Source organism: Legionella santicrucis (genome assembly GCF_001468135.1).
GTDB lineage: Bacteria > Pseudomonadota > Gammaproteobacteria > Legionellales > Legionellaceae > Legionella > Legionella santicrucis.
In genome coordinates, this window is the sequence record NZ_LNYU01000091.1 from 257,254 (window position 1) to 280,128 (window position 22,875).

A 22,875-nucleotide genomic window follows, 5' to 3' on the forward strand; every position below is an offset into this window, starting at 1 on the left:
CTCTTAATACAACCTCAATAACTCGAAACACTTGTCCTTTGCACGCACAAAAAATTGACTAGTAGTACAAGAAATCCCATGATGAACGAATCCAATCACCATTTAATTTATATAAGCTGATGCACAATTTTTTCCATGGCACTAGAACGAGATCCTTTAACCAAAACCACCGTGTCAGCGGATAATTTTCCAACTAGATTTTGTACAAGCTGTTCTTGGCTGGAAAAATACTCACCACCAACCCCAAATGCCTCTGCAGCCAATCTGCTATTAGAACCACAACAAAGGAGCTGATCAATGCCTAAACGACGCGCTGCAATCCCAACCTCTTGATGATGTTGAGTTGCCCAAGCTCCCAATTCGCCCATGTCGCCAAACACAAAAATTTTTTTCCCGGGGCGCTCTGCTAATACTTCTAAAGCAACCAAAACTGAGCGTAAATTTGCATTATAAGTATCATCAATTACTGTAGATTGATTTTTTCCAGCAAGAACAGTCAAACGGCCTTTTATTCCACCAAAGAGATTTAACCCTTGTTGAATCTCTTTAGCGGAGATACCTATAGCATGACAGCAAGCAGCTGCTGCTAATGCATTACGAACATTATGTAAACCAGGGACTTTTAAATGAATATCGGCTCGCCCATTAGGAACTATTAAAGAAAACTGTCCACAACCTTGAGTATCCAACTGAACATCTTGAGCATAAATATCCGCAGGATGTTCTATAGAGAAACGAAGTACTTTTTTATCCAGCAACAATTCATCCCAGAAATGTGCATAAGCATCATCATCATTGACTACCGCGGTTCCTGCGGAAGATAAACCTTGATGTATTTCTCCTTTAGCACGGGCCACACCATCTATAGAACCAAAACCTTCCACATGTGCTGGAGCAATATTATTAATTAAAGTAACATCAGGATGAACAATTGCAACCGTATGCGCAATTTCACCTGGATGATTTGCCCCTAATTCAAAAACAGCATAACGATGTTGACTATTTAGTTGAAAAACACTTAATGGGGCACCAATATGATTATTGAGATTTCCTTTGGTAGAATGCGAGGGGGAAGGTAGAATAGCGGCAATCATTTCTTTTGTGGTAGTTTTCCCATTAGAACCAGTAAGCGCAATAACTGGACAATGCACATTTTGTCGGTGTGCAGCTGCTATCTTAGCCAACGCCTGAATTGGATCAGGAACAACAAACTGTGGGATATGTACTCCATCTACTATACGACTCACTATTGCAGCTACCGCACCGCGAGATTCAGCTTCTTTAATAAAATCATGACCATCAAAACGCTCCCCGTGAATAGCAATAAATAAACTACCTGATTTGAGTTCGCGACTATCAATACAAATACCAGTAAGTTCAGTATTAATCTGGCATGATTGGGCAAGTAATGCAGCAACTGTATTTAGATTCATAATAATAAGGCATGGCTAAAACTCTAGTGTACTAACACTTGAGCTTAGAGTTCAAGGGGAATAAGAGTATAAATTGTTGCACAAAAACACCCAGCATTGATATTAAGATAGTTGCTGTAAGTTGGGCTTTATATAAAATAACGTAGCCCAACCTTGTATTTCAATAAGTCAAGATGATGCGGCCACCGATTCAAAAGATGGATTTATTTGTAATGATTGATAATAGCGAGAAATTCGCTCTTCTGTTAAAGGCTTACGTCGATCGTCAAGCAAATGCGCATCTAACTCTTCACTTAACTGTCGCGCAGTTTCTAACATAACTGCCAAACGTTCTTTATCAATACCTGAATTTTTTGAAGAGTGCATATATAAACATAAACCACGTACACTAAAAGCACCTATATTCTGTAAGTCAAAAACCCCTGTTGCTGTTGCTGCGGCTAGACTAAACAAAACCGGTCCCTGACCATTTGGGAACTGATGGCGATGGAATAAATGTCCTTCACCGAAGCGTAAACCAACTGCTAAAACTGTCTGTAATAACTCATACCCAGCGAATTGCCTGTTTTCTTTTGCAAGCAGAAGTATCATTAAAGTAGAAGGAACATCATTCTTTGGTGTCGTTTGTATTTCTATTCTTGGTTCTGGTTTAGGGTCAATTTTTAATTTGATTTCATTTTCATTATCTTCCGGCAACAAACGAGGAGACGAAACATTTTCAGTAGGCTTTTTAAATAATGGCAAATCATCATCTTTTTCTACTTCATTACCTAAACTAGAAGTGACATTGACTTTACGTACAGCAATAATGTCATCACTATAATTCTGCGCACCAGCTGTATTCTTCTCTGATACTCCCAGACTGGGTTGGTAACGTTCTGGACTTAAGCTCTGTTTTCGAGCCTTCATTAAGCGCCAAATTGCTACAATGACACCAATCAACAACAGGACATTAAGAATTAAGCTCCAATTTGCCTGCATCATCTACTCCATCGCCAAAGCTTGTGTTACATCAACCGCAACCAAGCGCGATACCCCTGGTTCACGCATAGTTACCCCAATCAAATGATCTGCCAACTCCATTGTCACTTTATTGTGTGTTATAAAGAGAAATTGCACAAATTGTGACATTTCTTTCACCAAAGTGCAAAAACGCCCCACATTTACATCATCTAAAGGTGCATCTACTTCATCTAACATACAAAATGGTGAAGGATTTAACTGAAAAATAGCAAATACCAATGCTACAGCCGTCATTGCCTTCTCCCCTCCAGATAACAAATGAATCGTACTATTACGTTTTCCTGGGGGTTGTGCCATTACTACAATACCAGCTTCCAACAGATTATCACAAGTTAATTCAAGCTGCGCTCTTCCTCCACCAAACAAACGTGGGAAAAGTGCCTTAAATGAAGTATTTACTTCCTCAAAAGTATTTTCCAATCGCAATCGAGTTTCTTTATCCATCTTATCAATGGCAGATTCCAGCGTTGCCAAAGCTTCGCTTAAGTCATTATATTGTTCGTCTAAATATACTTTACGTTGCTGCTCAGTAGCAAATTCCTCAATTGCCGCTAGATTAATTGCCCCTAAACGTTTAATTTTCTCTGCAAGAGCAATTAGCTCATCTTCGCGTATACTTTGTGTTATACCCTTAGGTATTTGTTCTAACACAACTTGCGCTTGTAACTCAGATTCATCTAATGATTCTTGTACTGAGCTTGCTCGCACTGCTAAAGCTTGCTCCTCCATACGAACTTGCGCAATGAGCTCTTGAATACGTTTGACCTCTACATCACAGTTTAAAATATTTTTCTCACAATCTTCAAGCTCCATTCTCAACTGCAACAATTGCTCTCTGCTTAAAGTTAATTGTGACTCTACCTCGCTATGCTTTTGTAATTGTTGCGCCAGTTGGTCTTTAAGTTCTATCCCTGGCTCTTCAGTTTGTAAACAAAGCAACGCTATATGTTCAAGACGTTCTTGCAAAATATCTAAACGTTCTTTTTCTCTCTGAATACGATCTTCAAGCTGTTGTATTTTGTTTTTTTCTCGATCATATTCCAACTCTGCTTGATGTAGTTGCAATCGAGACTCTTCTACTTGTTTCTTTTTTAATGTTAAACCATCTAACCATTCTTGTTTTTCGTGTAAACACTCTTCTTGTCGTTGCTCATATTCACGATATTGCCCTTCTAAAGAATGCAATTTTTCTTTGATATTACATTGTTCAGCTGCAATTTCTTCCAGAAGAAATTGCAATTCTTCACATTCAACAGTTAAAACAATTGCTTGTTTTTCTGCATGAGAAATCGCTTGTTCATTATTACTTAGTGCTGAACCATTTGTCCTTAATGCTTCATTACTGGTGTTGACATTAAGCTGTTGCAGTTCAATATCCTTTAAACCTTTTTGTAATTGTAGATGGGTATGATCACGCTCTGCTCTTAGCACATCTATCCTCTGTTGTAACTCTTGAACCAGCAATGACAAATCTCCAATTTTTTGTTGACGTACCAAGAAACCTACATCATCTTGCTCTTCAGAATTAACAAATTTTACCCATCCTTGTCCTAACCAAAAACCCTCTGGAGTAATAATCGATTGATATCCCTCTAATTCAGGCAACCAGCTTAATGCTTCGTCAAAATGTTCAGCAGCATAAATATGTTCTAATGGAGATACATTTGCAGGTATTACTCCATGTATTTTATCCATAAGGCGTGGACGAGAATCAGACTGAGTATTTCTATTTATTAAAGTAACAATGCATTCACCCTGATGTTCACAATTTACTCGTTGCGGCCACAGCTCATCAAAAGTTTCTAAAACATAGGCATGCAATGTTTCATTGAGTACTCGCTCACATGCAGTTTGCCATTTACTCTCAACCTGCAAAACATCCATTAATCTTGGTTTTTCGGACCACTCTTGAATGCCTTTTTTATTTTTTTTCACGCCTTGTCGTGCCGCACGCTGGGCAGCTATTAACGCAGCATGCTCCGTATTGGCTCGATGAAAATCATCTTGCACTCCATGTAATTGCTGTTCGATTTCTTGTAACTTAGTTCGTAGTTGCTCTGTACTTTCTTGACTTTGATTTAATTGACGCTCATCAAATTCCTGATCTGCAATGAGCTTAATATGTTGTTCTTGTAATTTTTTTTGTGTCTGTTGTAATTCGTTTATTGAGATAGATTCTTGTTCTAATTTAAGTTTTTCTAGTCTTAAAAGCGTTTGCTGATACTTTTCTTCTAAATGCTGTGCTTGCACTTGTGCCACTTGAAATTCTCTTTGCAGATTGTTGGCATGCGTTTGAACTTCTTGCCAATGTAGCTCCCATTGTACCTGCTGTTTTTGGGTTTCTTGATAACTTGCATCTTGCTCTTTAAATTGAACACTTAATTGTTCGAGCTTCTCTGCTAAACTTTGAGCATTCTGTTGGCAACGAAGCAAATCTTCTTTATCCTCTTGCCATTGTTCCGCAATAGCCTGCCAATCCGCTTGCATTTGCTGTTGGTCTTGTTCCAGGCGTTTCTTCTCGCGCATTTGTTGCTGGATGGTTTCCTCCAAACGTGCTATTTCAGTGCCTAATTGGTAAAAACCAGCTTGAATTTGTTGGGTTTGCTCATCTACATCATAAATTTTTTCGTTTAAAATAATACGTTCTTTATTCACGTTGGTGAGTGCACTTTGTTGCTGCTCATAATGCACTGCCAAGTCCTGCAATTGATGTTGTTTTGCTTCTTGTTGGCTTACCAAATCTTGCCATTTAAGTGCCAAAATTTCTGCACGACATAATTGTTCTTCATCTTTAAGAATGAGATAACGCTCCGCGGCTTTAGCTTGCCGTTCCAAACGTTGTAATTGTTTCTCTAATTCATCTCGAATGTCTGCTACGCGAGTCAAATTTTCACGCGTATGAGCAATACGTTGCAAAGTTTCACGTCGACGTTCTTTATACTTAGAAACTCCAGCAGCCTCTTCAAAAAATACCCTTAACTCCTCAGGTTTCGCTTCAATAAGTTGAGAAATCGTACCCTGTCCAATAATTGAATAACCACGAGCGCCTGCTCCAGTACCAAGAAAAATATCAGTAATATCTTTACGACGACAGCGACTCCCATTTAGGTAATAAGAAGAATCACCATCACGGGTAACTACACGCTTAACTGCAATTTCACCATAGCTGGCAAAAGGACCGGTTAAACGTCCAAGGCTGTTATCAAATACCAATTCAACTGAGGCTTGACCTACAGATTTACGATGAGAAGAACCATTAAAAATGACATCGATCATCGATTCACCACGCAAATTTCGTGCAGAACTCTCCCCCATAACCCAACGTACGGCATCAATGATGTTTGATTTCCCACAACCATTCGGACCAACAACCGCTACTAATTGACTTGGAAAATGTACTACCGTGGGATCAACAAAAGATTTAAAACCCGCTAATTTCAATTGTTTCAGATGCATAGGAATAGCAATTTAAACAAAATAAAGAATCATTATAACTGAGGATGAGCAGGCTATCTATATAAGCATTAACCTTGGGCTCACCATAAGTTTCGAATCAGCTTGCCACTTAATTTGACAAGAATTAAAATATTTATATAATTACATCCAATTTAATGCAAATTGGATAGATAATGAGGTATTTAGTTAGTCAATCACTTAGCGCAATAACATTAGGTACAGTGATTCTATTTTCAGGTCCAACTTTTGCAGAACCTCCTAATTTAACTGTAGTAAAGAATGAGCTCAAAAATTATCATGATTCTGGGGTTTATCAAAAAGAGCTAACCCAAGTTATTCATAAGGCACAAAAATACATCGATCAGCAAGCCAATCTAAATAAAAAAGAAAAACTGCCCAAGAAACTTGCTATTGTTTTAGACATTGATGAGACTAGTTTATCCAATTATAACTCAATGATTCAACGTGATTTCGGTGGGAATCGTAAACAATATCATCAAGATATAATGACGGCAAAAGCCCCAGCCATTAAGCCTATGCTTGCTTTATATCAAGATGCCCTTGCTCATAATGTCAAAGTATTTTTTGTCACCGGAAGAAATGAATCAGAGCGCAAAGCTACAGAGCAAAATTTAATTAAAGAAGGCTATAGTCAATGGGCCGGTCTCTATTTACGCCCTATGGATTATTCATCTAAATCCATTATTCCATTTAAATCGCATACACGAAAAACAATCACGGAAAAAGGTTATACGATTGTCGCCTCTATAGGTGATCAATACAGCGATCTAAAAGGCGGGTATGCTCAAAAAGTATTTAAATTACCCAACCCCTATTACTATTTACCTTAGTCGATTTTCATAGAGCTATCATCAGATTCAATTTGATAATTATCCTGATGTACCAACTTGTTTAAAATAAGGGACATCAATAAACGGATTTGTTGCTCATACATAGAACGATCATACCCCCCTTCCAAACCCCAATATACTCGTTTAATATGTTCCTTATTTTCTTGAACTATTTGAAAGAGATTCTCATAAAAATAAGTTAAATCTGCTTCATTAAAACGTGTTTTTTTTGCTTCTGCTTTACTCATTAACTTACCATCAACAAATTTCCCACAATAAGCTGTTTCAGCCTCATGAGAATCCCAACCCGTTGGTAGAAAAAGCACTATTTTCTGGCCCTTTTCTTTTGCGCTTTCTATTTGAGACTCGATTTCCTCTAGAGCAAAAACCAATGCAGGATGAACGGTTCCAGGTTTACGAAGTGTTGCGCTTAAATCTACCGCAAAATACTGAAAACTTCCCTTCGCCCATGAATGAATTTCTTGTCCCTCATCCTTGCCCTTTTTCTTGAATAATTTATTGATAAAAGAATTATCCTGTTGAGGATAAACACGAGAATCAAAAACATCGATATGGCATATATCCATGTCTGAAGCAGATTGCATCAAAATATCACATAAGCCATTATCTCGATTCACATCGGTGCCTACAATAATGTGTTTGAGTGGTTCTTGATGAAGGCTTTGTACATATTTAAGTAAGATAGCCGTTTTATTTAAAACACAAAAACCACTGCCTTCATCACTATAAGCATGATGCGTAGGTAGTCCAAAAGAAAAATGAATCTTTCCCGAGTGCTCTAAAGTCATTGCGATATCTTTAATTAAGACTTCTAAAGTTTTAGGCGTAATCACAATATCGGAGTTTAATTGTTTCTGTCCTGTATGCCGTGCTTGGATACAATCAATAATAATGTGTTGTAAATATTTTGGAGTATGAACTTTTAATACCGCATTAAGTATCGTATCTTCTTCAGGAATTTTCGCAAAACATCTTAATGCGGCTTGCTCATCTCCTTTATTCATTGCAGCAAATAATTGACTCCAATAGCGAGGCAACTTAACTTGATCCGTATCCATGACTGATAAATCGGAATCATTGTCACGAATTTCTGAGATTAATTGGCTCATATGCTTTAAGCGATTGAACTGATCTTCTTCAGAGCCAGCAGGCATTCCATGCATTTGTTCGATATCATTCAATGAAGGGATTTGAATACAGCAGTCTTGAGTTTTTGCTTCATGCACATCAGAAGAAGTTCGTTGCCTAAAGAAATATTGATGCATCATCTTGATTATCCTAGAAATAAAAGAGATTAGGCTTTTACTAAAGTCCTAAATTTTTTTTGCCATCCTTTCAAGTATAGGGCATGGCAAAAAGTTCTCATGTAAGAAATGAATTAATGGTAGGTAACAGAATGCTCAATGTCTTCTTTAACATCAATAAGTCCCTGAGATAAACCTTGGCGTTGTCCAGATTTAACTGTATTTGGACCTGTAAAAAAGGTTAATCCAATTCCTGTAGCAGCAACCACGGTAGACGTAACCCCTAAAACAACTTGGGTTTGCAGTAAACTCAGCCCCAAAGCTATTCCTACAGCACTTAATGCAGAACTGGAACCCAACGTCGTCACGAGACCTGCAACGCTTGCACCAATAAGTAATACGCCTAAGGCAATCAGTAAACCACCTAAAACTTGTTTGCCTACTGAAGGACTCCCAGAAGCAAATTCAGCAATATCGCCTAAACGTTTTGCAGCCTGTATATCATTAGGATTATTGAATACATCTGTTAAAACACAAACTGTTCTACCGTAAAAATGGTAATCTATGGGTTCCTGTTTTTGCTTTTTCATTGCGACTTCAGCCTCAATTAACTCAGCCGCATTCATAATATGTCTTTGCACATTGGATAAAACATTGTTTCGTTTTAAATGAACCAACCCATCATTAAAAATTTGTTCTTCTATATTTTCTAATTGTGCAGGTTGAATTGCAAAAACCCCTAAGTTGGCGTTTTTAGATGTATCAAACCATGCATTTGCACTATAATTTGTTTGCCACTGATCAGGTAAGTCTCCATGTTGAAGCACATGGGTACTTTCCACAAGCTCCGCTAGCGTTTTTTCAAATTCAGCATCTTGGCTTTCTTGTTTTACTCGAGAATACATATCCCATATAAAGCCACATAAGCGCAAATAGTTAGCTCTATGTGTGGGCTGAAATTGCAATGCCTCAGGATTATATCCACTTTCATAACGAGTTAATTCATCTAACCCGTAACGTGCAGCAATCAAGCTAATCCGTACTTGGGGAAAAAGGCCTGTAAGATGAGTATCTTCATAGTCATTAAATGCTTTTTGCAGCTTATTGGCTAATGTTTGCACTAACTCTAAAGGGTTTTCATGCAAAGTCCGTAAAAATAATTCGGCATCACGTATGTGATTGATTAAAAATGATTTCCGAGATTGAAGCTGAGTCAACTCAGCATTAACTTCCCCGATTACCCGTTCATAAGGTCGCATTTGATTTTGGAGTGAGATACGTTCTACCTGTAAACGTCCTAATTCAGTTTGTAATTGACTTCTATTCCATTCTCTTGCGAAATCACCTACATAATGCAGCACCCCATCTCCATGATGATGGTGATGATCATGGTGGTGGTCATGCATATGGTGGAACATATCTTGGGTACTACTGATATTTGCATTAGTAAGTTGGCTTTGAGTGATTGAAATCAGTCGGTTTGTGGTATCCAATTGTCGCTGAAGTGGATTAAGAAATTGTCTTTGCTCTTCGATTATGCGTGATTTTTCCGATATTTGTGACTGTACTTGAGGTAGCTCTTGTTGCCAAGAGAAAAGATTAGCTTGATTGTAAACTACAGGGCTAACTGCGGGCATAACGATCCTCCAAGTGGGTTACATTATAAGCGCCCCGCATTATACCTGCTGCAAATTATTAATTCAATGATTGCATTTTATGATCAAATATCACTACATAACTGGAAAACCCCTGCTATGGCGCGTTCTATAAGCAAAGAGATACAATAGGGACTTCCTAATCAAAAATAAAAACACATTTGAGGATGTTGGACCAATGACTGGGGCAAAAAAAGTTTCTGAATCTTACCTTTTTTCGCTGATTTTAATTTCAGCGATTCTTCTTGGGGGTTTCACCGGTTGTTTTTTTAGCCAAATAACTCATTATTTAAAACCTTTTGGTGAAATTTTTCTTAATCTCATTTTTACGGCAATTGTTCCATTAATTTTCTTTAGTGTCAGTTCTGCCATTGCACGTATTGGTTCTATGGGGAAACTAAGCAAAATTGCTTTTTATATGACGGTTACTTTTTTATTTACGGGTATCATAGCAGCAATTTATGCTCTTTTTGTCGTTCATCTCTTTCCACCTGCCCACAATGTTGTTCTACCCTTGGCTGTTCCTGCAAAAACATCCACGCTGAGTTTTTTAGAGCAGATTCCAGAAATTTTTACGGTTTCGGAATTCAGCCATTTACTTTCTCATAAGCATATTCTTGCTTTAATCGTCTTTTCAATCTTTGTTGGACTTGCCGCATCCAATACTCATGAAAAAGACAAACCATTTATTGGTTTTTTACAAGCAGGAGAAGAGATTTTCATGCGTGTTTTTACATTAATCATGTACTATGCTCCGCTTGGTTTTTTTGCTTATTTTGCCGTCTTAGTTCACGATTTAGGCCCGCAATTAATGACGAACTATCTTCGGGTTGGTATTCTTTATTACTCTTTTGGACTCCTATATTTTATCCTTATCAATACCTTCTTTGCCTATTTGGCAGGTAAAACACAAGGAATAAAATTATTTTGGCGTAATATCTTTCTACCTGCAGTTACCTCAATTGCAACATGCAGTAGTGCTGCAAGCATTCCTGCCAATTTAATTGGTGTCAAAAAAATGAAAGTTGCTCCTGAAATTTATGAAACAGTAATTCCCTTGGGTACTATTATTCACAAAGATGGTTCAGTGATCGGCGGTGTTTTCAAAATTGCTTTTCTGTTTGGCATTTTTCATTTAAATTTTTCTGAGCCTAGTGTTTTACTCACCGCATTAGGAGTTTCTTTATTGGTTGGCACCGTAATGGGGGCAATTCCTAGTGGAGGAATGCTTGGGGAACTACTCATTTTAAGTGTTTATGGATTTCCTCCCTCAGTTTTAATGATTATTGCTGCAATAAGTATTATCATTGATCCGATTGCTACAATGCTTAATGTAACATGTAACAGTGTAAGCTGCATGATGATTGCCCGTTTTGTAGAGGGTAAAAAGTGGTTTACACACCCAACATCAAGGTAAGTTATGCGTAATCATCCACCTTATAAAAAACTATGGCGTTCACGTAAAGATAGAAAAATTGCTGGAATATGCGGCGGATTAGGCATTTATTTTGGTGTAGATCCAGTATGGATGAGAATAATTTTTGTTATCTTTTTCTTACTTGGAGGCGCTGCATTTATTGCCTATATTATCTTATGGATAATCATTCCCTTAGAGCCCGAAGGCTGGCAAGATGCCTAATCAAGAAGAAAAAAATGATTCGAGGATTAATCGTATTTTTTATCAATTTATGTTTCATAATACCCAATGCATTTGCTGCAGAAAAAAACAACGCCATGCCGCTATTTCAACATATTTTTTCTGTGTGGACTGATGCCTTTAATCGTAAAGACTTAGCAGGCTCTTGTGATTTATTTTCTGTTCATGTAGAAGCTAATTACCAAGGAGCTCCTAGAAAAAACTACGAGTCGATCTGCAATGGATTTAAGAAAATTTTTCAAGAAAACCGTGACTATAAATACCACTTTAAACTTCATCAGGTCTATCATTCTAACGACTTGGCAAGTGTTCGAGTCACGTGGTATTTACAAATTTATAAACAGGGAAAAGTTATTTCAAGAACTGTAGATGAGGGGTTGGATGTTTTTCAACGAGATCAACAAGGTCATTGGAAAATTATTTATTATTTAGCTTATCCGAGCAAAGGCAATTAACTTTCTGGCTAAGACAATGTAAAGCGTAATCAAGACAAAATATCAATATTTCATCCTGACTAAGCTTTAATACATTATCACTCTTCTTGTGCTAAAACAAATGATGAAGCATTTAAAACAGCAGCAATACGAAGCACCGATTGCACAGCAATTTTATCCAACCCATGCTCTAATAATTGTCTTACATGAGAACTAATGCACATTCCGCACCCATTAATCACCGATACTGCCAAAGCGAACAACTCAAAATCAGCTTTGGGCACACCTGGATTTAACATCCCATTCATACGTAAATGAGCTGGTAAAGTGGAAAGTTCATTATTTTCTGCCAAATGAATTGCACGATAATACACATTATTCATAGCCATTAAAGCCGTTGCTGTTTTTACGGCCTGTTCTAATTCAGATGAAATATGGATTGCTCCATTTGTTTTAATCGCGTTTATCAGACTTTTATTGTTTAAGGTATAGGCTACAGCTAATGCGACACCATAAAATTGAGCATCAGTTAAACCAGACTGAGCAATATTACTAAATAAAGTACTCAAATTAAGACGAATGTCTTTAGCAAAATCAGGAATCGCCTGTTTTAATTGTTCAATAGACATAATCCGCTCCTTTAAAATACTCCTGCCTCATTGGCAGGAGTATCTTGTTTTATAATGTTTCACCACCAATTGGGCGATTGCAAGGACATAACTCATCTGTCTGTAAAGCATCTAAAATACGTAAAACTTCTTGAGGGTTACGACCTACATTGAGTGAGTTAACGCTAACATGCTGAATCATATTGTTTGGATCAATGATAAATGTTGCTCTTAATGCACAGCCACTTTCTTCATCACGAACACCTAAACCATCCGTTAATTTTCCTTGAACATCTGCAAAACTATATTGATTAAGTTGATTTAAATCTTTGTGTTCTCTACGCCAAGCCAATTTCACAAACTCATTGTCTGTGCTTCCTCCTAATACCACTGCATCTCTATCATTAAACTCACCATTTAATTTTGCAAACTCAACAATTTCTGTTGGACATACAAAAGTAAAGTCTTTAGGGTAGAAAAACACTATTTTCCATTTTCCTGGAAAGCTTTTTTCAGTAATAGTTTCAAAAGCACTTACACCATTCTCTTCATGATTATTAAACCCAGGTTTCACAGCTACTATAGAAAATTCCGGTATTTTTTGACCAATAGTTAACATGAACTTCTCCTCATTTATTAGTTAATTAAATTATAGATAGGGTATATAATTATATAAAGTGAATAAAATCGATTTAATTAATCGAAAAAAACGATGAATAAATTAATTAGTTTAAAACAACTCCATTACTTGATTACCTTATATGATCACCAACATTTTGGTCGTGCAGCTACAGCATGTTTTATTAGCCAATCCACTTTGAGCGCTGCTATTACAAATCTTGAAGAGACACTAAACGCTCAGTTATTGGAAAGAGATCATAAAACATTTCTATTTACTTCTTTAGGGGAAGAAATCGTACGTCGTGCTCGATTCATGCTTCAACAAAACAATGAATTACTCGATTATGCGAAAAATCAGGGAAAAGCAATGCAGGGAAAATTTTATCTTGGTGTTATTCCCACCATTGCCCCATTTATTTTAAGCGATCTGCAAGTTTTATGTCAGCAGCTTTATCCCGATTTATCTCTATTCATCAGAGAAGATACAACGGATAATGTTTTAAACTATTTGGGTGAAGGAAAACTTGATCTTGTTATATTGGCTCTTCCCTATCCAACAGCAAACTTCCAAACAAAAATATTATGTAATGATTATTTTAAACTTGTTTTACCCAAAAGTTGGTTGCATCAAGGATTTGATACGGAAATAACAAAGCTACCGGAAAACAGTATCTTTCTCTTGGAAAAAGAACATTGCCTGACTGAACATACATTACAAGCTTGTCAACTTAAAGAAAGTGAAAAAATCAATTCATTTTTTGCCACCAGTTTACATACCTTAATCCAAATGGTAAATCACCAACCAGGCATTACTTTTTTGCCTAACTTGGCGATTAACAGTCGGATCCTTGCAAACACCGATTTGGTTGCTGTTCCCCTAAAAAATGATCATCCTTATAGACAAATCGGTCTCGCTTGGCGAGCTACTTCTCACAGAATACAAAGCTATAACCTATTTGCAGAATTAGTAGCACAAATTGTGATTGAAAAGTGTGCTGATGCACTATAAGGAACATAATAACACCGTAATCGATATTTTCTTCATTGTATTACACTTCTTCTCCAATTGCTCTTCCTGAACGAAGCAACGGAATAGCTGCTGCTTCTGGAGATATCTCATATGGGTGTTGCGCATTTTTGATTTGTTGAATCAGCTCTTTTGTTTTTATACCAATTTGACTTATTTCTTCTTTAAATTCTCCCACCAGATTACTCGAATTAATTGGAACTTTATTTTCCATTACAAACTGTTTTGTCTGATTGATCAATTCATCCAGAAACGCTTTACAACCCAAGGATTTTTCATCTTTTGCTAAGTGCATCATACGTGCCATTTTGTGCTTATCCGATGCTTCATAAGGAAGTTCATATTCATTGGCAACATGTTGCATCAATTCCATTAGCCTACTTTCAATGGCATTTTTAGTAATATTTGGATTTTTTATCATGTCGATTAAGCCAAATGAGACAGCGAGCTCTTTTAAAGTGGTATTTTTTATCGTTAGATTTAAATTCCACATATCGGAATAAACGACAGCTTGTTGAATTAATGCCAATCCACTAAGCACAAAAGTAAATTTATGGATGAAGGTATGGGTACTACAAATATTCTCAAGTTCAGGCGCAAATAAACTAGGAAGTGTGGTCGGAATTGCAGATTGTCGCAGTACAGTAAATAGCGGCTTCCATAAACATTGTTCCATTTGTTGTTGATAAAATGTACCATGAACTTTAGTATGCAGGCGTAGTACCGGCAATATTTCCTTACCTAACTTATTGAGTTCAGCTTCTAAACCATACCTTCTAGCTAGAGAAACGGCTTGCTCTGGGAAATGCCCCTTCAATAAATAAAATGACAACTGATCTCCTAAACGTTTATTAATAATTTGGGTAACTTGATTTGTACCTAAGCAACATTTTTCTACTAATACCCTGAGAGTGTCTTGATCAATAATTGTTAACTCCTTTTTATTTTTTATTAACAATCGATTGATGATTGCTATAAGATCATCTGCTTTTTCTTGAGGAGAATTAAGTGCTCCCGCCTCTAAGGCATGAACTAATCTACTTTTTTGTTGCAATAATTCCTCAGAAGAAAGCATCACACCATAGTCGTGACAGAATGTTTCTAAATAGCCTAGGACAGTAGCTGTATAAATTAAATTTTGATATTGGGCATGCCAATGTATTACTTTTATACGATCCAGATAAAAAGTCTCCGGAATCGTGTGTAACACCATGTTTTCAGGTTGCTGCAAAACTGCAACTAATAATGCAGTCGATACATATGATCCAAGATGTTGTGAACATAAAATGGATAGATCAAATCGATAATCTTGTGGTGCACTAACAAACTTATCAATCCATCCCAAAACAAATTGAAGATTAAATTGCTTTCTGGATAATCGTTCCTGAAATTTTCTTTGCTCAAAAGCAACAATATTTTTCGAAATTAACCCACGTGATTGATTAATATGAAAATTATTGAGCTCCAAATTAATTTGCGACATTTTATAATAAAGATAATCTAGAGCTTCTTTTAGCAAGATGCCGGTATCCTCTGCTTCATTCATCCGTTGATTCATATTTTTAAGAAAGAGCTTCGTTTCTTGTAAGTGTACTGGCGACTCTAGAAATTGAATTTGTTCAAATAATGTAGTAATGACTACATGCAGTCCCTCTTGCAAACCCAATGCTTCAATTTGGGTTTTCATCGCCTCCTTACTAAAAGCTTGCTGTAATTTAATGAATTGTTGCCTGTTATTAGGAGTAAACATTGATAATGTATTGCGTATTTCACTTAATACATCAAGCATCAAATCTACATTTGTGCTCTCTTGGGTTAAAGCTGTTATTGCTGCATTAATATCTTTTTGTGGACGTATTATGCAGGCCTCAGACGAAAGTAGTAATTTTGGGTTTAATGCGAGCTCATGGATTAATGCATCGTTAGGAGAGGTTATCCATTTATTTGACTCAAGTGAATCTTGAAGCTTATTTAACTCTTCTGAAAGCATGTGAATACCTTCTTCACCAAGCAACAATCGAAGCCTTTTTCTTAGGGTTTCTTGTTGATTACCATAGCCTTCATAGAGTTCTAGCATTCTTGGATCAAGACTGTGTAGTGCTCTAAACCTTTGTGATTCTATTTCTAAATATTTAGCGATTAAAATTGTTGCAAGTTTATAGCGATTTTTAGACTCCCATTCAGTGAATACTTCATAATAAGCCATTTGCTTGTTATGAAAAGACTCTAAATAATCTCGCCCTCCAGTCATAAAAAGATAATCACTTTTTATTTTTCCGGTATTAAAACCAGAAAGTACTTTATCTGCCAAGGATAGTATGGAGGGAGCATCTTCTTTTAAATAAACATGACTCATAAATGCGCATAAATCTTCAAAAGACTTAAGCATTTCCTCGGCGCGAGAGAGTAAAAGTTCGTCAATATCTGTAGGAGTTTCAAAGAGAAACTTAGATTTACTGACAATCATATAAGCCGCTAGAAATTGACGTTCGGCCTGGTATACATTTGAGAGGCTCATACGAGAAGGTAAAATTACATCCTTAGCTTGTTCCAGATGCATTAATAATTGATGTGTTGTTTTTAATGTCTTAGGTGCCAGAATGAATTTTTCTAATTGGGGAAAAGAATTCTGATGAGCTTGTTCGAGTGACATCAGCTCATGAACATAGTGAAATGAATCTAAAGCGGTTTGTTTAAGATGCAACTGCTTCCACCATCGCTGGATAACACAAGCAGCCCGGATTAAACGAAGTTCCTTTTCAGTCTCTATAGTCGCTGTATGAGATTTAGAGGAGTTGAAAAACGAGGTTCTATCAATTTTTAATTTCATTCCATTCTCCTTTTTCCTATACTCCAATCTGGCCAAAATTAATTCGTTTTGTCAAGTTAAATTACCTAATAATGGTCTTATTTTTAGTGAGGGTAGTTTCTTATTTATGGGTTGTTGACAATTGCATTCCTCTGGATATGTGTTGCGTTTATATACAAGATCCAGCTTTGCAAGCAGAACGTTAGTTCAGATAGATTAGTTGTTTAGAAAATAGACTTATCTATCCTCCATTCCTCTGTAGGTCTATTTTAAATTAGATGGTGAATTAGGTTCATTTGCAAAAGTAATTGGTTTCGTATTTGAAATACGAAACCATCATAAAGTAATTTATTATTTTTTTGCCACATTTTTATTTTGGACCTGGCAATGATGATGACGATGATGAATCGGTAATAAAATACCCAATTTTTGGTAGGTTTGTAATTGAGTTTTAGCCAATAACGTACTTATTTTCATTTCCACGGCGTTTCTTTTTTCCAGCAAGCCAGATATATCGCTCCATTTTGCATTTGGAGTAGCTATTTTACCTCTTATTTGCAAACTAAGCGCACGTTTTTCTTTAATTAAGGGACTCATTTGAACTCGCAAATTTTTCTTAATTTTAACCAGCTCTGCGCGTTGTTGTGGGGTCAATATTTTGTTCATGGATTGGCGATAGTGCGACGATTGATTCGTGGAGGTACCAGCACCACTTACCAATGGTTGGGCCGATGCAATTGAAGCCCCCAATAAACTCAAAGCCATACTATTAATTAATAAAAACCGCTTAATATTCATTTTTTTCTCCTGTCTGTTTCAATATTGAGTGTAATGAAACAATGTAATAGGAGTATGACAAATAAACTGTTTATTGTAACAACAATGTTACAATGCTAAATACCAAAGAATTTATTGGTATATAATGAAGTGAAGAAAATACAGTTTATAATACATTCTCTTCAAAGTTATAAGTAACACCGAAGTTCTATATCTATTCTCATCAGGTGATTCATGAGCACAAGAAAAAGTCATATACTGATTATTGATGATGATCAAGAAATTACGCACTTGATTAATGACTACTTAATTAAAAATGGTTTTCGTACTACATGGACTTTGAATGGTTTGAATATCAAACAGTTATTAAGAGAAAATAATTTTGATTTGATTATATTAGATATTATGCTACCAGGGATCGATGGGTTACATTTATGCCAAACGATTCGTCAAACACACAGTATGCCTATTATTATGCTTAGCGCGGCAAACAGCATAGCAGATAAAGTTGCCGGATTAGAATTAGGTGCAGATGACTATATATCCAAACCTTTTAGTTCTCGTGAGTTATTAGCCCGAGTCAAAGCTCAATTAAGGCGAACTCAAGGCGAACTTGAGATTGATCATAAAAAGCTTACGCCATTACAACAAATACATTTTGATAATTGGATTCTTGATCGCAACACACATTCCTTGGTTGATAAAGATTCTGTTGCAATCCCTTTAAGTCATCGTGAATATGAGTTGTTAATCATTTTTTTAGAGCATCCAGGACGTATTTTAAGCCGTGATCAATTAATGGACTTACTCTATGACAAAAACTTTGATTCACAAGATAGAACAATTGATGTCCTAATTGGACGTTTACGTAAAAAAATAGAAATTGATCCACGCAATCCACGATTATTATTAACAATACGTGGAGGAGGTTATCAATTCAAAACTAAGGTTGATTGGGCATGAGTCAACTTACTAGAACAGCAAAAAAAACGTTAATCGGATTAATACTAGGTAACCTTTTAGTTATTTTTTCTTTTATGCAGTTGGGAAAATATTATTATGAAAATATTCGTTCTCCTCTTCCTCCCAAAGCTGTTCGATCGTTAGTCCAGTTAGTAACGTTGTTACAAAAAAACCCCCAATCTTTATGGCCTGTAATTTTACGTAACCGAAGCACTTCTTGGGCTGAAATAACATTATCTACTAAACCATTATTCAATAAACACGCTCTATTGACTTTAAAAACCTCCATACTTTTTAATTTAATTAAACAAAATAATAAATTAGAGTTCTCTGCATTTATAAAAGAAAATAATTGGCTTAACATTCGCGTTATTTCTCCTTTCCCAAGAGAAACAAATTCAGTAATTAGCTTGTTTCTTATCTTAATTGGCGTCTTATTTTTCATTAACTACTGGGCCGTTAAAACATTAAATCAACCAATACATACTTTAATTCAAAGTCTTCATTATAGTGAACATCAAGAGAATTGGTTACCTATCCCCATAACAGGCAATCAGGATCAAAGGGTTATTTTTAAAAAAATTAATGATCTACAAGAAAAGGTAAATAAGCTTTTGGCGAATCGTACCCGCGTAGTTACTGCAATCTCGCATGATTTACGCACCCCGCTTACCCGTTTAAAATTACGAGCAGAATATTTAGCAAATGATCCTAATTACAACAAAATAATGGCTGATATCAATGAAATGGAACTCATGATTCGAGAAACACTCGATTATTTTAGAGATATAAATGTTGAAGAGAAGCCTCAGCTGTTTGATCTAGTAGCCTTAATTTCATCATTAAAAGAGGACGCTATTGAACTCAATTATGATGTGAGCTTCATTAGTGAAAATCCCAAATTAGTTTATTACGGTACTGTTAATTTACTTAAACGAGCTTTTAATAATTTAATTAATAACGCAGTGCATTATGGTTATAAAGCCATGATTCATCTTTCTTGTTTAGAAAATAAAATAGAAATTACAATTACAGACCAAGGACCAGGATTAGCAGAATCTGATCTAGAGCAGGTTTTTTTGCCTTTTTATCGTGGCGAAAGCTCTCGTTCACGTAGTACTGGCGGTACTGGTCTTGGATTAACCATAGCTCGAGAAATTATTCAAATGCATCAAGGTGATATTACTCTCACTAATAATATTCAAGGTGGCTTAAAGGTAATTATTAGCTTACCAATAAAGCCCCTTTAAGAAATCTTAAGTGACTTTAGATGGCAAGCTCCTAAGATCAGGATTTTTCGAATATGCATCAAGAATATCGTTAATTAATTGTTCGATAACACTTTCTTTTATTTCATCTTCAATTAAACCAATTTTTTCTTTCATCGCATTCAATCTGTTTTCCACCTCTCGAGCAACCGAACCATTAGGAAATAATACTGCCAAAAGACGCCTAGCTTCCCCAGGACCAAGGTGACGATACAGATGATTCCGCACAGTAGCATCTTCAGCGGTAGTACTAAAAGCCCATAACTCTACTGGTCCTAAAGTCAAAGTAAGTAACTGCACATTTACCCCTGTTTTAGTCGCATATTGCGCTAAGAAGGTTGCACCTCCTTCTCTGGGGCCATGTACTCGTGTACGCAAAGCTGTTTTCGCTGTTTCAGAAAGTCCAAATATTGACGTTGTTTTCTCTATCGCTTGTGATGGACCTGCATCCATAATGTAAATAGAAGTAGCGAAATCTATCATTACTGGATCAAAATCATCTACTGACTGTGAAAGTAACGCAATTTGTACTTTCCATTTCCGTCCTTCGCGCATATCAATAATTACCTGCTCACGAACCGCAGAAGATTTTGAAGTACGATGGAACTCATCATAAACAATGCGTTTATGATCTTCACGAATTTCCTGAACTCTTTGTTTATGATATTCCTTATATTGTTCTGGTATATTATTTAAACTTTCCTCAGTTAAGTAATAATGCCTTGCTAAAACATAACGCGCTAACATATACATAACAGCAGTTTGTCTGTCCGCAGCATCACCACCACTTTTAGCCACTTCATCAAGGTCTAATGATACAACTCGCGCATCTCCAATATCAAAACTACTGACGCGTGACAATATAGGATATTCGCGAACCGCCGCAGAGATCATTCTCGAAAATGCATTGATTAATGATTCACCAGTAGGTGCAGTAATTCTTTCATATAAATCTTCAATAGATGGAGTTCTACAAATTGATGCCGCATCAGCCAATAAAGGCATTGCATATCTTTGTGCCAGCATAGCCTCATGCGTAAAACCAGCTGAATAAAGTGAATCTGTTACTTCCCACCATGTTGATTTTGAATCACGGACAAAACCAATTTCCTCTAAAATACTATCAATAAACTCCTCTACTCCAGGAGAGTAGGGTGAAGGATTATATTCATCAGCTAAACTTTTGTATAATTCATCCACCACCATACCTGCAAGATCAGGCATACCATCATAAGGCTTTTCGGCACCTAAAGGTGTTGTTAGCAAAGTAATAAAGTTAACTAAAAATGCGCGTTCTAACGCCGTAGGATACCGGCACCCTAACTGTGTATCAAAAGGATTAATAGAATATTCTGGTGTCATTCTTAAACGATGATAAGCAACCAAGTGTCGTTTCGAAGCGGGCAATGCTTCTTTCAATAATGAAATAAGTCCACTACTTGATGGGCCAATATCAATAATTGCGATACGCGGCAGACGCAATAAACCACCGGATAAGCATAAAGCAAGATTGATCGCATTTGATAATACAGATTTACCAGAACCTGGACGTGCATAAACCAAATCAATCCATGTAGTTTGTTCCGTTGATCCAGGCTGGAAAGGCCAAGGCTTTCCATCAGGTGTTCTAAAAAGTAATGCTCCTTTTATCCAGGGTGAAGCAGGTCGTGTTATAGGTAACATGGAAATTACTGAGCTCAGAGGAGCGACTGTTGGAACTGCTGTACTGTTGAGAGTAGCTCCTAACATACTGGAAACAAATCCTCCAAAAGGATCTCCACAAATTTCAGAAACATCCGTGGAGCCCCATCCTTCAATCGCTTTCACTAACTCTGAACTTCTTTGACGTAATAAAGCCAATCTGTCTTCAGGAGCCCATGTAGTTGCAACAACTCGTAAGCGAACTATCGATTCATCAGTATTAAGATGTATGTATTTTAATAAATTCACTGAATCACTAATTAAACGATTCTGTGCTGAGCTAAAACTTAAAATTGCAGCCAGGAGCCCTTTTAGTTTAATAGTTGAAAGTCCTTCGCTCTCAATTAGAAATGAAATTCTCCATGGAACATGTGAAGGTAATATACGTGCAAATAAATGAATAAATGGTCTTATATCCTTTGGAAATAAATCAATAAATGTTGATGAATAAATCTTATCCCCGACCCTAATTGTGCGTAGATCTAATGCTTCTGCATCGCGAGGAAAAACTTGTTTTGCTAACGAAGGCCATAATAAGTCAGAAGCATCACCGTCAAATTCATTAATTTCTCTAATTGTAACTTTGTCTCCAGGTAAACTAGCTCGCCAATCATCAGCAGTATAATCAGGATCAGCAGTCATTCGAATCGCATGTATCGCGTCATGAACTTCCATTAATTTCGCAAAAACATTCAAAGATCCTAGATCATTCATAATGGCACGAACGTAGGCATCGTGAGTATCGCGTAATTCGGGTATCGCTGCGTAGATAGTTTGTGTATTCTTGAAAGGAGGAGCCTTCCGATCCTTAATCATTTGCGTTTTAGCTTTATTTGCCGCCTTTAATTGCTCTGAAGTTAAATTAAATGGTCGTGTAATGAGCACAAAATAGGTACGCTCTTCGGCACAATACATAGACATATAGTTGACTCGCTCTTCGAACAAATCTGTTAAATTCAGTTCGAGTCGTTTGGCTGTAGCAACTGCTGGCTCATAAGTATCATTAATTAATTTTTTTATATTCTGTTTATCATGACTAAAATACACCTGCAAAGCATGCCCAGGGCGTCCCATAGCAGCTTGAAATGAATTAGTCAACCCCGAAATCAAATGTTCAAATTCTACACTTCCTGCAAGTGCCGATATACCTTCAATTTTTAAAACAGACAATAAAGAACCATCATGATTTACTAATACAGTCGGGCTATCGGCTGTTTCTAAATCAATATATGATTCTATTGTTTGCTTAAGTGAAGTACTTAGCCAGGCAAAGAAAGTGTCTACTCCCTCGAAAAAAGATTCTGACCAATGCGCCATTGTGTTCCTC

17 protein-coding genes are annotated in these 22,875 nt (G+C 36.5%); 7 read left to right on the top strand and 10 right to left on the bottom strand.

Features of this window, described 5'->3' with window-relative positions:
* Positions 1-107: 107 nt before the first annotated feature.
* The 3 genes from Lsan_RS18850 to smc form a co-directional block, all read right to left on the bottom strand.
* The gene (locus Lsan_RS18850) at positions 108-1,433 is read right to left on the bottom strand and encodes a UDP-N-acetylmuramoyl-tripeptide--D-alanyl-D-alanine ligase (RefSeq protein WP_058515654.1); all 1,326 of its coding nucleotides are present in this window, start codon (positions 1,431-1,433) and stop codon (positions 108-110) included.
* Positions 1,434-1,601: 168 nt separating this feature from the next.
* Entirely contained in the window at positions 1,602-2,414 is an 813-nt protein-coding gene (locus Lsan_RS18855; RefSeq protein ID WP_058515655.1) for a cell division protein ZipA C-terminal FtsZ-binding domain-containing protein, read from the bottom strand.
* A gap of 3 nt (positions 2,415-2,417) precedes the next feature.
* A complete protein-coding gene (gene smc / locus Lsan_RS18860) occupies positions 2,418-5,912 on the bottom strand; it encodes a chromosome segregation protein SMC (RefSeq protein WP_058515656.1) in 3,495 nt (1,164 codons plus the stop codon).
* Positions 5,913-6,085: 173 nt separating this feature from the next.
* Between smc and Lsan_RS18865 the strand changes: the two genes are divergently transcribed.
* The gene (locus Lsan_RS18865) at positions 6,086-6,763 is read left to right on the top strand and encodes an HAD family acid phosphatase (protein ID WP_058515657.1); all 678 of its coding nucleotides are present in this window, start codon (positions 6,086-6,088) and stop codon (positions 6,761-6,763) included.
* Here the strand turns inward: Lsan_RS18865 and Lsan_RS18870 are convergent.
* Positions 6,760-8,052 carry an arginase family protein gene (locus Lsan_RS18870; protein WP_058515658.1) on the bottom strand — a complete coding sequence of 431 codons (1,293 nt, stop codon included), beginning with the start codon at positions 8,050-8,052 and terminating at the stop codon, positions 6,760-6,762. The two genes, Lsan_RS18865 and Lsan_RS18870, sit on opposite strands and share 4 nt — an antisense overlap.
* Positions 8,053-8,162: 110 nt before the next feature.
* On the bottom strand, positions 8,163-9,665 hold the full coding sequence (locus Lsan_RS18875) for a hypothetical protein (RefSeq protein WP_058515659.1): 1,503 nt from the start codon (positions 9,663-9,665) through the stop codon (positions 8,163-8,165).
* Between the two features lie 196 nt (positions 9,666-9,861).
* Here Lsan_RS18875 and Lsan_RS18880 point away from each other — a divergent pair, with 196 nt between their 5' ends.
* Genes Lsan_RS18880 through Lsan_RS18890 form a run of 3 tightly spaced genes read left to right on the top strand, consistent with a single transcriptional unit; the run spans position 9,862 to position 11,795 of the window.
* Positions 9,862-11,100, top strand: coding sequence for a dicarboxylate/amino acid:cation symporter (locus Lsan_RS18880; RefSeq protein WP_058515660.1), 1,239 nt, complete (start codon positions 9,862-9,864; stop codon positions 11,098-11,100).
* A gap of 3 nt (positions 11,101-11,103) precedes the next feature.
* Positions 11,104-11,322: a PspC domain-containing protein gene (locus tag Lsan_RS18885; protein ID WP_058499833.1), complete on the top strand. Its 219-nt coding sequence runs from the start codon at positions 11,104-11,106 to the stop codon at positions 11,320-11,322.
* A 14-nt stretch (positions 11,323-11,336) separates the two neighbouring features.
* Entirely contained in the window at positions 11,337-11,795 is a 459-nt protein-coding gene (locus Lsan_RS18890; RefSeq protein ID WP_058515661.1) for a YybH family protein, read from the top strand.
* A gap of 77 nt (positions 11,796-11,872) precedes the next feature.
* On the opposite strand, the gene Lsan_RS18895 is transcribed toward Lsan_RS18890, so the two are convergent.
* Positions 11,873-12,403 carry a carboxymuconolactone decarboxylase family protein gene (locus Lsan_RS18895; RefSeq protein WP_058515662.1) on the bottom strand — a complete coding sequence of 177 codons (531 nt, stop codon included), beginning with the start codon at positions 12,401-12,403 and terminating at the stop codon, positions 11,873-11,875.
* A gap of 49 nt (positions 12,404-12,452) precedes the next feature.
* Positions 12,453-13,001 (bottom strand): peroxiredoxin, encoded by a 549-nt coding sequence (locus tag Lsan_RS18900; protein ID WP_058515663.1) that lies wholly within the window; start codon positions 12,999-13,001, stop codon positions 12,453-12,455.
* A gap of 93 nt (positions 13,002-13,094) precedes the next feature.
* On the opposite strand from Lsan_RS18900, the gene Lsan_RS18905 reads away from it, so the two are divergent.
* Positions 13,095-14,012 carry a hydrogen peroxide-inducible genes activator gene (locus Lsan_RS18905; RefSeq protein WP_058515664.1) on the top strand — a complete coding sequence of 306 codons (918 nt, stop codon included), beginning with the start codon at positions 13,095-13,097 and terminating at the stop codon, positions 14,010-14,012.
* Between the two features lie 40 nt (positions 14,013-14,052).
* On the opposite strand, the gene Lsan_RS22405 is transcribed toward Lsan_RS18905, so the two are convergent.
* Together Lsan_RS22405 and Lsan_RS18925 are read right to left on the bottom strand one after the other, a co-directional pair.
* Positions 14,053-16,860, bottom strand: coding sequence for a TCP11-related protein (locus Lsan_RS22405; protein WP_162265627.1), 2,808 nt, complete (start codon positions 16,858-16,860; stop codon positions 14,053-14,055).
* A 330-nt stretch (positions 16,861-17,190) separates the two neighbouring features.
* Complete coding sequence (locus tag Lsan_RS18925; protein WP_058515666.1) at positions 17,191-17,637, bottom strand: hypothetical protein; 447 nt, start codon at positions 17,635-17,637, stop codon at positions 17,191-17,193.
* A gap of 213 nt (positions 17,638-17,850) precedes the next feature.
* On the opposite strand from Lsan_RS18925, the gene Lsan_RS18930 reads away from it, so the two are divergent.
* The gene (locus Lsan_RS18930; RefSeq protein ID WP_058515667.1) at positions 17,851-18,579 is read left to right on the top strand and encodes a response regulator transcription factor; all 729 of its coding nucleotides are present in this window, start codon (positions 17,851-17,853) and stop codon (positions 18,577-18,579) included.
* Positions 18,576-19,829 (top strand): sensor histidine kinase, encoded by a 1,254-nt coding sequence (locus tag Lsan_RS18935; protein WP_058515668.1) that lies wholly within the window; start codon positions 18,576-18,578, stop codon positions 19,827-19,829. The genes Lsan_RS18930 and Lsan_RS18935 overlap by 4 nt, the downstream gene beginning before the upstream one ends.
* A gap of 6 nt (positions 19,830-19,835) precedes the next feature.
* On the opposite strand, the gene Lsan_RS18940 is transcribed toward Lsan_RS18935, so the two are convergent.
* A complete protein-coding gene (locus Lsan_RS18940) occupies positions 19,836-22,865 on the bottom strand; it encodes a type IV secretion protein IcmB (RefSeq protein WP_058515669.1) in 3,030 nt (1,009 codons plus the stop codon).
* Positions 22,866-22,875: the final 10 nt, after the last annotated feature.

Excerpts from the sequence above, each read along its gene's own strand:
- Lsan_RS18850 (WP_058515654.1), bottom strand. The coding sequence starts at position 1,433 with ATGAATCTAAATACAGTTGCTGCATTACTTGCCCAATCATGCCAGATT.
- Lsan_RS18855 (WP_058515655.1), bottom strand. The coding sequence starts at position 2,414 with ATGCAGGCAAATTGGAGCTTAATTCTTAATGTCCTGTTGTTGATTGGT.
- smc (WP_058515656.1), bottom strand. The coding sequence starts at position 5,912 with ATGCATCTGAAACAATTGAAATTAGCGGGTTTTAAATCTTTTGTTGAT.
- Lsan_RS18865 (WP_058515657.1), top strand. The coding sequence starts at position 6,086 with ATGAGGTATTTAGTTAGTCAATCACTTAGCGCAATAACATTAGGTACA.
- Lsan_RS18870 (WP_058515658.1), bottom strand. The coding sequence starts at position 8,052 with ATGATGCATCAATATTTCTTTAGGCAACGAACTTCTTCTGATGTGCAT.
- Lsan_RS18875 (WP_058515659.1), bottom strand. The coding sequence starts at position 9,665 with ATGCCCGCAGTTAGCCCTGTAGTTTACAATCAAGCTAATCTTTTCTCT.
- Lsan_RS18880 (WP_058515660.1), top strand. The coding sequence starts at position 9,862 with ATGACTGGGGCAAAAAAAGTTTCTGAATCTTACCTTTTTTCGCTGATT.
- Lsan_RS18885 (WP_058499833.1), top strand. The coding sequence starts at position 11,104 with ATGCGTAATCATCCACCTTATAAAAAACTATGGCGTTCACGTAAAGAT.
- Lsan_RS18890 (WP_058515661.1), top strand. The coding sequence starts at position 11,337 with ATGATTCGAGGATTAATCGTATTTTTTATCAATTTATGTTTCATAATA.
- Lsan_RS18895 (WP_058515662.1), bottom strand. The coding sequence starts at position 12,403 with ATGTCTATTGAACAATTAAAACAGGCGATTCCTGATTTTGCTAAAGAC.
- Lsan_RS18900 (WP_058515663.1), bottom strand. The coding sequence starts at position 13,001 with ATGTTAACTATTGGTCAAAAAATACCGGAATTTTCTATAGTAGCTGTG.
- Lsan_RS18905 (WP_058515664.1), top strand. The coding sequence starts at position 13,095 with ATGAATAAATTAATTAGTTTAAAACAACTCCATTACTTGATTACCTTA.
- Lsan_RS22405 (WP_162265627.1), bottom strand. The coding sequence starts at position 16,860 with ATGAAATTAAAAATTGATAGAACCTCGTTTTTCAACTCCTCTAAATCT.
- Lsan_RS18925 (WP_058515666.1), bottom strand. The coding sequence starts at position 17,637 with ATGAATATTAAGCGGTTTTTATTAATTAATAGTATGGCTTTGAGTTTA.
- Lsan_RS18930 (WP_058515667.1), top strand. The coding sequence starts at position 17,851 with ATGAGCACAAGAAAAAGTCATATACTGATTATTGATGATGATCAAGAA.
- Lsan_RS18935 (WP_058515668.1), top strand. The coding sequence starts at position 18,576 with ATGAGTCAACTTACTAGAACAGCAAAAAAAACGTTAATCGGATTAATA.
- Lsan_RS18940 (WP_058515669.1), bottom strand. The coding sequence starts at position 22,865 with ATGGCGCATTGGTCAGAATCTTTTTTCGAGGGAGTAGACACTTTCTTT.